Annotated in this window: 12 protein-coding genes; 9 read left to right on the plus strand and 3 right to left on the minus strand. The window is 66.7% G+C overall.

What is annotated here, in order from left to right; genetic code table 11:
* Positions 1-5 precede the first annotated feature (5 nt).
* A complete protein-coding gene (locus V0R59_RS24645; protein WP_330077207.1) occupies positions 6-785 on the minus strand; it encodes a transporter substrate-binding domain-containing protein in 780 nt (259 codons plus the stop codon).
* Positions 786-1,066: 281 nt separating this feature from the next.
* Between V0R59_RS24645 and V0R59_RS24650 the strand changes: the two genes are divergently transcribed.
* On the plus strand, positions 1,067-1,771 hold the full coding sequence (locus tag V0R59_RS24650; RefSeq protein WP_330077206.1) for a FadR/GntR family transcriptional regulator: 705 nt from the start codon (positions 1,067-1,069) through the stop codon (positions 1,769-1,771).
* A gap of 5 nt (positions 1,772-1,776) precedes the next feature.
* Here the strand turns inward: V0R59_RS24650 and V0R59_RS24655 are convergent, their stop codons facing one another.
* Together V0R59_RS24655 and V0R59_RS24660 are read right to left on the minus strand one after the other, a co-directional pair.
* Positions 1,777-2,613, minus strand: coding sequence for an alpha/beta hydrolase family protein (locus tag V0R59_RS24655; RefSeq protein WP_330077205.1), 837 nt, complete (start codon positions 2,611-2,613; stop codon positions 1,777-1,779).
* 62 nt (positions 2,614-2,675) lie between these two features.
* Entirely contained in the window at positions 2,676-3,473 is a 798-nt protein-coding gene (locus V0R59_RS24660) for a crotonase/enoyl-CoA hydratase family protein (protein WP_330077204.1), read from the minus strand.
* A gap of 144 nt (positions 3,474-3,617) precedes the next feature.
* Between V0R59_RS24660 and V0R59_RS24665 the strand changes: the two genes are divergently transcribed.
* From V0R59_RS24665 to V0R59_RS32070, 8 genes are all read left to right on the plus strand, one after another.
* Positions 3,618-4,169: a TetR/AcrR family transcriptional regulator gene (locus tag V0R59_RS24665; RefSeq protein WP_330077203.1), complete on the plus strand. Its 552-nt coding sequence runs from the start codon at positions 3,618-3,620 to the stop codon at positions 4,167-4,169.
* A gap of 11 nt (positions 4,170-4,180) precedes the next feature.
* The gene (locus V0R59_RS24670; RefSeq protein ID WP_330077202.1) at positions 4,181-5,065 is read left to right on the plus strand and encodes a LysR family transcriptional regulator; all 885 of its coding nucleotides are present in this window, start codon (positions 4,181-4,183) and stop codon (positions 5,063-5,065) included.
* A 151-nt stretch (positions 5,066-5,216) separates the two neighbouring features.
* Positions 5,217-7,895, plus strand: coding sequence for an aconitate hydratase AcnA (acnA, locus tag V0R59_RS24675; protein WP_330077201.1), 2,679 nt, complete (start codon positions 5,217-5,219; stop codon positions 7,893-7,895).
* Positions 7,896-8,009: 114 nt separating this feature from the next.
* On the plus strand, positions 8,010-9,062 hold the full coding sequence (locus V0R59_RS24680) for a lactonase family protein (RefSeq protein ID WP_330077200.1): 1,053 nt from the start codon (positions 8,010-8,012) through the stop codon (positions 9,060-9,062).
* A 73-nt stretch (positions 9,063-9,135) separates the two neighbouring features.
* Positions 9,136-10,452: an MFS transporter gene (locus V0R59_RS24685; protein WP_330077199.1), complete on the plus strand. Its 1,317-nt coding sequence runs from the start codon at positions 9,136-9,138 to the stop codon at positions 10,450-10,452.
* Positions 10,453-10,540: 88 nt separating this feature from the next.
* Positions 10,541-11,782, plus strand: a complete 1,242-nt coding sequence (locus V0R59_RS24690; RefSeq protein WP_330077198.1) for an OprD family porin — start codon at positions 10,541-10,543, stop codon at positions 11,780-11,782.
* 123 nt (positions 11,783-11,905) lie between these two features.
* On the plus strand, positions 11,906-12,631 hold the full coding sequence (locus V0R59_RS24695) for a transporter substrate-binding domain-containing protein (RefSeq protein ID WP_330078435.1): 726 nt from the start codon (positions 11,906-11,908) through the stop codon (positions 12,629-12,631).
* Between the two features lie 48 nt (positions 12,632-12,679).
* The coding region (locus V0R59_RS32070) for a hypothetical protein (RefSeq protein ID WP_375547432.1) at positions 12,680-12,752 on the plus strand (73 nt) is incomplete at its 3' end.

Genomic DNA, 12,752 nt, shown 5'->3' on the forward strand with positions numbered 1-12,752 from the left:
CAGGCTCACTGGAAATCGGCAGGCAGCGGCTGCTTCAGCCATTTCTCGGCGTTGCGGTTCAGGCTGCCGTCGCTGCGGGCTTCGGCGAGGATGGCGTTGACCTTCTCGCGCAGCGCCGGCTGTTCCTTGGCCATGCCGACGTACACCGGCGAGTCCTTGAGCTTGACCTTGAGCACCGGGACTTTCTTTGGGTTCTTCTCGGCGATGGCCGCCATTACCACGCTGCCGCTGGCGATCAGGTCGACCTGGCCGGACAGGTAGGCGGCGATGGTCGAATTGTTGTCCTCGAAGCGCTTGATCGTGGTGCCTTCGGGCGCCACGGCGGTCAAGGCCATGTCCTCGATGGCGCCACGGGTGACGCTGATGGTCTTGCCGGCCAGGGCCTGGACGCTGTCGACCGGGCTCGCTTCGGGACCGAACACCGCCAGGTAGAACGGCGCGTAGGGCAGGGAGAAGTCCACCACCTGCTCGCGCTCGGGGTTCTTGCCCAGGCTGGAGATCACCAGGTCGACCTTGCCGGTGGTGAGGAAGGGGATGCGGTTGGTGCTGTTGACCGGAGTCACGGCCAGCTTGACGCCGAGCTTGTCGGCGAGCAGTTGCGCGGTGTCGATGTCCAGGCCGCGGGGCTTGAGGTCCGGGCCGACCGAACCGAAGGGCGGGAAGTCCTGGGGCACGGCGACCTTGAGCACGCCGCGCTGGCTGATGTCGCCGAGCACGTCGGCCTGGGCGCTGAGGGCGCCGCCGCAGAGGAGGGTGGCCAGCAGAAGGGTACGCAGTTTACGCATGGTGGTGACCTCATGGCGGATCGATGGACTGAAACGGATGCCGGAAGCCATTGCAGCGGGCGTGCCACAAGCGGAAATATCCTGGAAAACGGCCGCCATCCGCGTGTTTGAGCGGTATTACTGGTCTGAACAGTTGGCCTGTCCGTGTCCGTCGCAATGGCTGCTTCTGCGCCGAAAAAAGGCAATGTTTACGGGGCTTGCGCCAGTTTGGGGCCGCACTTGCGCGACGTGCGGAAAAGGACGTAAAACAGCGAATCCTTCGTTCCGACCGGTCTGAACACATGCTCGAAGCCCCCATCCGAAGTGCCGTCCCCGAACAGGCCCAGCAGGCCATCCAGCGCCTGATCCGCGAGGGCGGCTACCAGGCGGGCGACGCGCTGCCATCGCAGCGTGACCTGGCCGAGCGTCTCGGTGTCAGCCGCGCTTCGTTGCGCGAGGCGTTGTCATCCCTCAGTGCGCTGGGGGTGATCACCGTGCAGCCGGGCAAGGGCGTGTTCGTCCAGTCGGCCAAGGTCGAGGCGGCGACGGATGCGTCCTGGTTCAGCTGGCCTTTCGCCGCGCAGATCGGCGCAGCGGACACCTTCCAGTTGCGCTACGTGCTGGAAGGCTTCGCTGCCGGCCAGGCGGCCAGCGCGCTGACCGCCGACGATCTCGACGAACTCGCGGCCAATGTCGAAGCCATGCGCGTGGAGCTGCGCGCGGGCAACTTCGAGGCGGCGGCGCGGCTGGACTTCGCTTTCCACCGGCGCCTGCTCGAAGCCGCTGGCAACCGGGCGATGCTGCACGTGATCACGGCCAGCGAAGCGATCTTCATCGAAAGCCAGAAGCTGCCGTTCATCCGCCCCGAGCGGGCGATGGAAACCTGGCAGGAACACCGCAAGATCCTCCGCGCCCTGGCCCGGCATGCCCCGGGGGCGGCGCAGAAGGCCATGCAGGAGCATATCCGCAATGCAGCGGCGCGCTCGGGGATCGTGTTTGCCGGGTGAATCGTCTAGCCGTGACCCAGCAGCCAGCCCAGCGCGTCGTCCCACAGCGGCTCGGCGCCTTCGCGGAAATAGCCCATGTGCCCCAGCCCGCGTCCTGTCGCCGGGCGCAGGTCACGCAGGGTCAGCGGGGCATTGCGATACGCCTTGACGAAGGCGTCCCGCGAGCGGGGCGGGGCCCAGGGATCGTCCAGCGCCGTGGCGAAGACGCAGGGCATGCGCACCCTGGCGTAGGCCTCGTGCAGGGGCTGCATGTCCGGATCGTCGAAGTAGTAGTGCGGGTAGCGGCACCAACGCTTCCAGTCGCGATACACCCCCAGCGGCAGGTCGTCGCCCATCCCCAGCACGCTCCAGGCCATGTAGCCCTTGGCGGCGACGATCGCCGGCAGGACGCAGTTCCATAGCAGGCGTACCTTGAGTGCTTCGCCCGGCGGCATCCAGCCGGCCCAGCCGGCACCGCTGCCGAAGCTGTAGCAGGCGGTGATGGCCGAGGGCTCGGGAAGCAGGCCGATGGCGTGGCCACCGAAGGAGTGACCGACCCAGTACAGTGGCAACTGGTCCGTGGCCAGCAGGTCGACGGCGGCGGCGAGGTCCTGGCGGGCCCAGTCCAGGTAGGACATCTCGAAGCCCTTCAGCGAGGCCGGGCGTGACTGGCCGACGCCGCGATAGTCGAGGGTCAGCACGTTCAGGCCCTGGCGCGCGGCATGCTCGGCGAAGCGCCGGTAGAAGCGCTGCTGCACGCCGGTGGCGCCAGCCACGAGCAGATTGCCGCGCGGCGTGCCGCAGGCGTCGTAGCGGGTGGCAACGAGGGGATAGCCGTCGCAGGTGGTCAGGGGGATCTGCACTGTCTTCCATTCCGTTCGTAGTGGATGTTCGAGCCTTGTTTGGGGCGTTCGCCAACAGGCCGTCAGCGCCCGCTGAACACCGCCTCGCGCTTCTGCATCATCGCCATCACCCCCTCCCGCGCATCCTCGCTGCGGATCAGCCTGAGCATCTGTTGGTCGAGCAACGCCAGGGCCGTGCTATCGCCCTGGTCCTGCGCGGCGAAGGCCGACTCCAGGGTTGCCTGCACGCCCAGCGGCGCGGCTCGGGCAACCTTGTCGGCGAGCGCGATGGCTCGCTCCAGCGCCTGTCCCGGCTCAACCACCTCGGTCACCAGGCGCATGTGCAATGCCTGGGCGGCATCGAACTCGTCGCCGGTAAGCAGGTAGCGCATCGCCGCGTGCCAGCCCGCCGCGCGGGGGAAGCGCACGCTGGAGCCGCCCAGGGGGGCGATGCCGCGCAGCACTTCCAGGTGAGCGAAGCGCGCATCGCTTTCGGCGACGACGATATCGGCGTTGAGCATCAACTCGATGCCGGCGGTCCAGCAGGTGCCATTGACCGCCACCACCACCGGCTTGGTCCGGCGCTTGCCGCTGACGCCCCATGGATCGATGCCGGCGGCCGGGTAGGCGAAGCTTCCACTGGCCAGTTTCGGCGCCAGTTCCATCAGGTCCAGGCCCGCCGTGAAGTGCGCACCGTGGGCGAACAGCACCGCGCAACGCAGTTGCTCGTTGCCTTCGTACTCGCCGAGGGCCAGCGACAGGTCGCCGAGCAGTGCGCTATCGAAGGCATTGCGCTTGCCGGCCCGGTCCAGGCCGATCAGCAGTAGCTGGCCGCGCTGTTCGCGGGTGACTCGTCCCGGGCCGCTGTTGGCTTGTGTCATTCCTTGCTCTCCTGCAGTGATGAGTTACTTACCGTTTGTTTGGTTTGCGTATTGAAACTAAACAAACGTTTGGTAATCGTCAAATTGAGCGGGGCACGCTTATACCCTAGAATCACCGGCCTTGATCGAGAGACCGGTTTTGCCATGCGCCCGCCGAAGATTTCCCGCGACGATTTGCTCAACCAGTGCGCCATCACCTTCAAGCGCCTGGGTTACCACGGCACCACCATGGACACCCTGGCGAGCGCCTGCGGCCTGACCAAGGCGTCGTTCTATCACCACTATCCGAACAAGGAATCGCTGCTGCGCGATGTCCTGGACTGGACCCACCAGGGCCTGGCCCGGCATCTGTTCAGCATTGCCGAAGACGAGCGCCTGGCGCCGGCCGAGCGCCTGGCGAAGATGGGGCGCAAGGCCCTGCGCCTGTTCCAGGACGACGCCATCGGCTGCCTGATGGGCGTGGTGGCGGTGGACGCCAGCTATGGCAAGCCGGAACTGATGGCGCCGATCCGCTCCTTCTTCGCCGACTGGGCGGCGGCCTGCACGCGGCTGTTCGCGACGCTGGAGGACGCGCAAGAGCTCGGCCAGCAACTGGTGGCCGATTACGAAGGGGCGATCCTCCTGGCGCGTATCCATGGCGATCCGGCCTATATCGAGCGGGTGACCCGCCGGGCCCTGAAACTGCTGGCCGCTTGAGGAGCCCACCGATGCGCTACGACCTCACCAGCCTCGACCTGTTCATCACCGTCGCCCAGGAGCGCAACCTCACCCGCGCGGCGCGGATCAAGCACCTGGCGGTGTCGGCGATCAGCAAGCGGATCAGCGAACTGGAGGCGCAGATCGGCTCGCCGCTGCTGATCCGCAACGCCCGTGGCGTCGACCTGACCCCGGCGGGGCAGTCGCTGCTGTTCTACGCCCGCCAACTGAAGCAGACCCTGGCCCAGCTCGACAGCGAGCTGGGCGAGTACGCCAGCGGGGTCAAGGGCCATATCCGCATCCATGCCATCACCTCGGCGCTGTCGCAGTTCCTGCCCCAGGACGTCGCTGCCTTCGCCGCGCTGTACCCGCAGATCAAGTTCGACATCGAGGAGCGGGTCGGCTCGGCGGTGGTGCGGGCGGTGGCCGACGGCCGTGCCGACCTGGGGATCATCGCTTCGCAGACTGCCGCCCAGGGGTTGGAGACCCTGGCCTACCGCGATGACGAGCTGGTCCTGGTGGTACCCGCCGGACATGCCCTGGCGCAGCGCCGGTCGATACGCTTCGGCGAAGCCCTGGCCCACGAGTTCGTCGGCCCGCACCTGGAAAGCTCGGTGTACAGCCTGCTCACCCGCGAGGCGGAGAAACTCGAACTGCCGCTGCGCCTGCGCATCCGCATCAGCAGCTTCGACTGCATGTGCCGGCTGGTCTCCAACGGCCTCGGGGTGGCCGTGCTGCCGCGCAGCGTGGTCAGCCAGTACCAGCGCAGCCATGGCCTCAAGGCGGTGACCCTGGCCGAGCCCTGGGCCAAGCGCTCGCTGCTCCTGGCCTTGCGCAAATATGACGCGGCGTCGCCGACCCTGCGGACCTTCATCGACCATCTCCGAACGGCCTGACCGCTGATCCTCACGAGCGTTCTCGTTTGGAGAACGCTCCCGTGGCGATTGATCAATTTTCATCCCCCCGCCCAGCTCCTAGTATCGGCCCCATCGACGGTGCCCGGCTTTTGCCCGGTCCCGCCAAACACTAGAAAAGCCGAGCGACGAGATGACCGAGACAGCCCGCGACCTTCTTTCCTCCCTGGTGATCGACCAGCAGACCTTTGCCTACGTCGACCTGCACAAGCTGCTGGGCGCCGAGGCTCTGGCGCGCCTGCCGTATTCGATCCGCATCCTCCTGGAGAACGTCGCGCGCTGCTCGCCGCAGGCGCTGCCGTCGGTGCTGCTGCGCGCCATCGGCGAGGGCCCGGTGTGCGAGGTACCGTTCCAGCCCAACCGCCTGATGTTCCATGACACCACCTGCCTGCCAGCCCTGGCCGACTTCGCCGGCATGCGCGACGTGGTCGCCGAGCTGGGCGGCGATCCGCAGGCGATGAACCCGCTGATCCCGGCGGTACTGACCATCGACCACTCGGTGATCGTCGAGCGCTACGCCGAGGCCGACGCGGTCGAGGCCAACCTCGACATCGATTTCCGCCGCAACAGCGAGCGCTACCGCTTCATCAAGTGGGCGCAGAAGAGCCTCGACAATTTCGGCGTGATCCCGCCGGGCACCGGGATCATCCACCAGATGAACATGGAGGCCCTGGCCAAGGTGGTCTGGGAAAGCGCCACGGCCGATGGCCGGCGCCTGCTGCACCCGGACGACATGGTCGCCACCGACAGCCACACCCCGATGATCAACGCCATCGGCGTGCTGGGCTGGGGCGTCGGCGGCCTCGAAGGGCAGGCGGCGATGGTCGGCGAGCCGGTGCCGATCAGCTTCCCCGAGGTCATCGGCATCCGTGTGAGCAACGCCTTGCGGCCGGGTGTCACTGCCACCGACCTGGCGCTGCACGTGGCGCAGATCCTGCGCCAGCGTTTGGTGGTCGGCAAGTTCGTCGAGTTCACCGGGCCCGGCCTGTCGAGCCTGGGCTGGGCGGCGCGCGGCACGGTGTCGAACATGGCGCCGGAGTACGGCGCCACCGTGGTGTTCTTCCCGTTCGACGATGAAACCCTGGGCTACCTGGAGCTGAGCGGCCGTCCCGCCGAACTGCGGCGCCAGGTCAGTGCCTACATGACCGCCCAGCCGCTGTGGCGCCGCGACGACCTGCCCGAGCCGCAGTTCGACGAACTGATCGAGCTCGACCTGGCCAGCCTCGAACCCAGCGTCGCCGGTCCGCACCAACCGCACCAGCGCCAGCCGCTGTCCGCCGCCGGCGCCTCGTTCCGCGAGGAAGTGCTGGGCGGCGAGGGGCTGATTGCCGGTCCCGCGGCGCAGACCTTCTTCGAGCCATCGTTCGGCGAGGCCATTGGTCATGGCGCGGTGGTGATGTCGGCCATCACCAGTTGCACCAACACCGCCAACCCGGCGCTGATGATCCAGGCCGGCCTGCTGGCTCGCCGCGCCCGCCAGCTGGGCCTGCAGCGCAAGCCGTGGGTGAAGACCTCGCTGTCCCCCGGTTCGCGGGTGGTCGCCGACTACCTGGCCGAAGCCGGCCTGCTGGAGGACTTTTCCGCCCTCGGCTTCGACCTCGCCGGCTTCGGCTGCATGACCTGCATCGGCAACTCCGGCAAGCTCGAAGCACATGTCGAGGACTTCGCCGAGCAGGGTCTCAAGGGCGTGGTGGTGCTGTCCGGCAACCGCAACTTCGAAGGCCGGGTCAACCCCAGGGTGCCGGCCGGCTACCTGGCCTCGCCAGCGTTGTGCGTGGCCTATGCCATCGCCGGGCGCATCGATATCGACCTGACCCGCGACCCGCTGGGCGCGGGCGCCGATGGCCAGCCGGTCTACCTGCACGATCTGATGCCAGCGGACGACCTGGTCGCCGCGCAGGTGGCGCAGGTGGTGCGCCCGGAATTCTTCCAGCAGCGCCTGGCTACCGTCTGGGACGGCACCCATCACTGGCAGGCGCTGTCCGCCGAGGGCAGCGTGCAGTTCCCCTGGAGTGCGCAGTCGACCTACCTGCGTCGTCCGCAATACCTCGCCGATATCCAGGCCGAAGCCAAGGCCAGCCTGGCCATCGCCGGTGCACGGGCGCTGATGGTGCTGGGCGACAACGTCACCACCGACCATATCTCCCCGGCCGGGGCTATCCCCGCGTCCAGCCTGGCCGGGCAATGGCTGCTGGAGCGTGGCGAAGACCCGCAGGACCTCAACCAGTACTCGACCCGGCGCAGCAACCACGAGGTGATGTTGCGCGGCGCCTTTACCAACAAATCGGTGAAGAACCGCCTGCTCGGTGATGAACAGCCGGGGCAGGGCGCCTGGGCCTGGACCGCTGACCGCCAGCAGTGCCTGCCCTTGTACGAAGCGGCCAAGAGCTACGCCGCGGCGGGCACGCCGCTGGTGGTGTTCGCCGGGATCAACTACGGCGCCGGTTCCAGCCGCGACTGGGCGGCCAAGGCCCAGGCGCTGCTCGGGGTCAAGGCGGTGGTGGCGCGCAGCATCGAGCGCATTCACCGCAGCAACCTGATCGGCATGGGCGTGGTACCGCTGCAGTTCCGTGAGGGGCAGGGCGTGGATGAGCTGCGGCTGGATGGCAGCGAGCAACTGGATTTCCTCGGCCTGGATGACCTGCGGGTCGGCGACAACCCGGTGACCCTGGTGATCCGCCGGGCCTCGGGCGAGTGCCAGGAGGTCGGGCTGGGGGTGAGGATCGACTCGCAGCAGGAGATTCGCTACCTGCGCCATGGCGGGGTGTTGCCCTATGTGGTGCGCAAGGTCGTTGCCAGGACCAGGGGCTAGCACTGTCCCGATCGCTGGCAAGCCCCACAGGTCCAGCGGAGCACGCAATCCCTGTGGGAGCTGGTTTACCAGCGATGAGGCCAGAAAGAACAACAAAGATTTTGGAGTAACCCCATGTTTGCCTACGTCGGCTCCCGCACCACCCGTGAACGCAACGCCCGCGGCGATGGCATCAGCGTCTTCGCCGTCGACCAGGAGCAGGGCCGCCTGACCCTGGTGCAACTGGTCGAAGACCTGGTCAACCCGTCGTTCCTCGCCCTCAACCGCCGCGGCGACCGCCTCTACGCGGTGCACGGCGACCGCAGCGAGGTCAGTGCATTCCGCGTCGACCCGGGCAACGGCCAGCTAAGCTTCCTCAATCGCCAGAGCTGCGAGGGCAAGAACCCGGTGCACCTGGCCCTGGACCCCAGCGAACGGTTCCTGGTGGTGTCCAACCATCTCAGCGGCACCCTGGCGGTGCTCGAAATCGATGCCGACGGTGCCCTTGGCAGCCTGGTGCAACTGCTCGCCCTGCATGGCCCGACGGGACCGCACCGGGTCGAGCAGCCGTTCGCCAAGCCGCACTACAACCTGTTCGATGCCAGCGGCGAGTTCGTCCTGGTGCCGGACAAGGGCCTGGACCGGATCTTCGTGTTCCGCTTCGACAACGGTCGCCTGGTTCCGACCGAGCAGGCTTTCGTCGCCAGCCGCGAAGGCGCAGGCCCCCGGCAGGTGGCCGTGCACTCACGGGCGCCGCTGGTGTTTGCCCTCAACGAACTGGACTCCAGCGTCACCAGCTATCGTTTCGACCCGGCCAGTGGTGCGCTGGAACCCCTGCAGGTACTGCCTTCGCTGCCGTCGCGCTACACCGGCAACAGCCGCGCGGCGGAGCTGGATGTCAGCGCCGACGGGCGTTTCCTCTACGCCTCCAACCGTGGCAGCGACAGCATCGCGGTCTTCGCCATCGACACTGCCAGCGGCTTGCTGCAGCCCGTGCAGTTCGCCGCGAGCGGCGGGCGCACCCCGCGTTTCTTCGCCCTGACGCCCAACCAGCGTTTCCTTTTCGCCCTCAACGAGGACAGCGATTCCATCGTCGCCCTGGCCGTCGACCCTGCGTCCGGCTGCCTGAGCGACACCGGTTTCACCCTGGGCACCGGCAGTCCGGTGTGCATGGTCTTTTCCGCCTGATACATCCGGGCCTCGGCCCGGCCACTATAAAAATCCACGGCACAGGCGCAAGCTTGCTGCCTACGAGGTCGCCATGAACAACAACAATACGCTCGATGAACACGCGATCGTCCGCAAGGTCACCTGGCGGATCATCCCCTTCGTTTTCCTGCTCTACATCGTCTCCTACCTGGACCGCGCCAACATCGGCTACGCCGCGCTGGAGATGAACAAGGAACTGGCCCTGACCAGCGAAGCCTTCGGCTTCATTTCCGGGATCTTCTTCATCGGCTACTTCCTCTTCGAAGTGCCGAGCAACGTGATGCTCAACAAGTACGGCGCGCGGGTGTGGATCGCGCGGATCCTGGTGACCTGGGGCCTGATCGCCGCCGGTACCGCCTTCGCCCAGACCGCCAACCAGCTCTATGTGCTGCGCTTTTTGCTGGGCGTGGCCGAGGCCGGGTTCTTCCCGGGGATCATCGTCTACCTGACCTACTGGTTCCGCTCCAGGGAACTGGCGACCACCGTGGCGCTGTTCACCGCCGCGATCCCGGTCAGCTACATCATCGGTGCGCCGCTTTCCACCTGGATCATGGACAACGTCAAGTGGCTCGACTGGAGCGGCTGGCGCTGGATGCTGTTCCTCGAAGGCATTCCCGCCGTGCTGCTGGGCGTCGCCTGCTACTTCTTCCTCACCGACAAGCCGGAGCAGGCCAAGTGGCTCAAGCCCGAGGAAAAGCAATGGCTGATCGCCGAACTGGAGCGCGACCGCCAGAGCCGCAAGAACGTCAAGAGCCTGGGCGTGTTCAAGACCATGACCAACCCCAAGGTGCTCTACCTGGCGTTCATCTACTTCGTCTACCAGTGCGGCAGCCTCGGCGTCGGCTACTGGATGCCGCAGATCATCAAGGGCTTCTCCAGCAGCCTGAGCCACACCGAGATCGGGCTGATCGCCATGCTGCCGTACATCGTCGCCACGGTGGCCATGGTGATCTGGTCGCGCAGCTCCGACCGGCGTAACGAACGCAAGCTGCACTCGGCGGTGCCGCTGCTGGTGGCCGCGCAGGGCCTGGTGGGGGCGGGGATGCTGGGCAGCCCGGTCTTGTCGATGGCGATGATCTGCGTCGCGCTGTCCGGGCTGTACAGCTTCAAGTCGCCGTTCTGGGCGCTGCCGACCCTGTTCCTCGACCGCACCACCGCAGCGGTGTCCATCGCCGTGATCAACTCCATCGGCAACCTTGGCGGCTTTGTCGGGCCGTCGATGATCGGTGTGGTCAAGGGCAGCAGCCAGAGCGCGTCGACCGGCTTGCTGTTCCTCAGCGGCTTGCTGGCGGTGGCCTTCCTGATGACTGCCTTGATGCGGGTCGGCAACAAGGAGCCGGGTGAGCCTGTGGCGGCTTCGGCGCACTGACAACCTGCGAGTCCAGCACTTTCCTCTTTGCCAGGCCCCATCCGGAGGGTCCTGGCACCCCCATGCCCCTAAAAAAGCGAAACCACCGATGCACAACAACAAGAAGATCATCACCACCCTGGTTACCTTGACCCCTTGCCTGGCCAGCGCCGCCGGTTTCATCGACGACAGCAAGGCCAGCCTGCAAACCTCCAGCTACTACTTCAATCGCGACTTTCGCGATGGCAGCGGCCAGAACAAGCGCGAGGAATGGGCCCAAGGCTTCATCCTCGACCTGCGCTCCGGCTACACCGCCGGCACCGTCGGCTTCGGCCTGGACGCCATGGGCATGCTCGGCCTCAAGCTGGACTCCAGCCCGGATCGCACCGGCAGCGGCCTGCTGCCGACCCACGGCGACGGCCGCGCCGCCGACGAGTTCGGCCGGGTCGGCCTGACCGCCAAGGTGCGCATCGGCAGCAGCGAGTTGAAGTACGGCACCCTGATTCCCAAGCTGCCGACCCTGCAGGCCAACACCGGGCGCATTCTCCCGCAGACCTTCGACGGCGGCCTGCTGACGGTCAAGGACATCGCCGGCCTGACCCTGGTCGGCGCGCGCTTCGAGCGCATGACCGACCGCGATTCCACCGATGCCGTCGGCCTTACCCTGAACAACAAGAACCGTCGTTTCCGCGCTGCCGCCGATGGCGATGCGCTGCTGATCGGCGGTGCCGACTACGCCCTCGGCAAGCAGACCCTGGTCAGCTACCAGTACGCCGAGCTGGAAGAGGTCTACAGCCAGCACTTCCTCGGCCTGGTCCACACCCTGGCCGTCGGCCCCGGCAAGCTGAAGAGCGATGTGCGCTACATGCTCAGCGACGACAGTGGCGCGGCCCGGGGCGGGCGCATCGACAGCGGCGCCTTGAGCGGCATGTTCACCTACAGCCTGGGCGGGCATGCCTTGGGCATCGGCCTGCAGAAAATGACCGGCGACACCTCGATGCCGTTCGTCAACGGCACCGACCCGTACCTGGCCAACTACATCCAGATCAACGACTTCGCCGAACCGGGGGAGCGCTCCTGGCAGGTGCGCTACGACTATGACTTCAGCGCCGTCGGCCTGCCGGGGCTGAGCTTCATGAGCCGCTATGTGAAGGGCGATCACGCCGATGCGGCGACCTCCACCCGCAGCGGGCGCGAGTGGGAGCGCAACACCGACCTGGGGTATGTGTTCCAGGACGGGGTGCTGAAGAATGTCGGGATCAAGTGGCGCAATGCGGCCTATCGGTCGAGCTTTGCCCGCGGTGCCGACGAGAATCGCTTGATCGTTTCCTATACCTTGCCGATCTGGTAAGCCTCTAGACGACGCGATCCCCTGTAGGAGCGGGTTCACCCGCGATTGCGGTAGCGAATTCGCCGACGCAATCGCGGGTGAACCCGCTCCCACAAGGTCCGCGTCCAACCAAGGAAATTCTGAATGACCACTGTCAACCCCGCCATCCTCGCCGAACTCGCCCCCGACGGCGTCCTGCGCGCCGCCATAAACTTCGGCAACCCGGTCCTCGCCCAGCGCGGCGCCGACGGCGAGCCCCAGGGCGTCTCAGTGGCCCTGGCCAAGGCCCTGGCCGAGGAACTGGGCGTCACCCTGGAAATGCGCACCTTCGACGCCGCCGGCAAAGTCTTCGCCGCCCTGGAGGACAACGCCTGGACCGTGGCCTTCCTGGCCATCGAGCCGGTACGCGAGGCACAGATCCACTTCAGCGCCCCCTACGTGCTGATCGAAGGCACCTACCTGGTGCACCAGGACGCTCCGTTCCAGCAGGTGGAACAGCTCGACCAGCCCGGCCTGCGCCTGGCGGTGGGCGAGGGCGCGGCCTACGACCTGTTCCTCAGTCGCACCCTGCAGCACGCCACGCTGGAGCGCGCGGGCACGTCGGCGGGCGCCGTGGACCTGTTCATCGGCGCAAACCTCGATGCTGCGGCCGGCGTGCGCCAGCCACTGGAGAAGATCGCTGCGGCCGATTGTCGCTATCGGGTGCTGGACGGTGCATTTACTTCAATACGTCAAGCCATGGCAGTGCCGAAAAGATGCGACAATGCCGCCGTCTTTGTAAGTGACTTTATCGAGCGTTGCTTGCGTCAAGACTTCGTCCGGGCCGCTTTGCTGGCGACCGGGCAGACCGATGTCAGCGCCAAGCGCTGAGCGGTCGACACTCAAACCCGTGCAATCCCATTTGAGGTAGCAAGCAAGATGGCCAAGGCCGCCGATGTCGTTGTGCAATGCCTGGAAAACGAAGGTGTCGAGTATGTGTTCGGCATTCCCG

Origin of the sequence: Pseudomonas ulcerans, from assembly GCF_036324125.1 — a bacterium.
Taxonomy (GTDB): Bacteria; Pseudomonadota; Gammaproteobacteria; order Pseudomonadales; family Pseudomonadaceae; genus Aquipseudomonas; species Aquipseudomonas ulcerans.

Coding starts and splice junctions, on each gene's coding strand:
- acnA (WP_330077201.1), top strand. CDS start 5,217: ATGACCGAGACAGCCCGCGACCTTCTTTCCTCCCTGGTGATCGACCAG.
- V0R59_RS24670 (WP_330077202.1), top strand. CDS start 4,181: ATGCGCTACGACCTCACCAGCCTCGACCTGTTCATCACCGTCGCCCAG.
- V0R59_RS24695 (WP_330078435.1), top strand. CDS start 11,906: ATGACCACTGTCAACCCCGCCATCCTCGCCGAACTCGCCCCCGACGGC.
- V0R59_RS24680 (WP_330077200.1), top strand. CDS start 8,010: ATGTTTGCCTACGTCGGCTCCCGCACCACCCGTGAACGCAACGCCCGC.
- V0R59_RS24685 (WP_330077199.1), top strand. CDS start 9,136: ATGAACAACAACAATACGCTCGATGAACACGCGATCGTCCGCAAGGTC.
- V0R59_RS24690 (WP_330077198.1), top strand. CDS start 10,541: ATGCACAACAACAAGAAGATCATCACCACCCTGGTTACCTTGACCCCT.
- V0R59_RS24645 (WP_330077207.1), bottom strand. CDS start 785: ATGCGTAAACTGCGTACCCTTCTGCTGGCCACCCTCCTCTGCGGCGGC.
- V0R59_RS24660 (WP_330077204.1), bottom strand. CDS start 3,473: ATGACACAAGCCAACAGCGGCCCGGGACGAGTCACCCGCGAACAGCGC.
- V0R59_RS24650 (WP_330077206.1), top strand. CDS start 1,067: ATGCTCGAAGCCCCCATCCGAAGTGCCGTCCCCGAACAGGCCCAGCAG.
- V0R59_RS24665 (WP_330077203.1), top strand. CDS start 3,618: ATGCGCCCGCCGAAGATTTCCCGCGACGATTTGCTCAACCAGTGCGCC.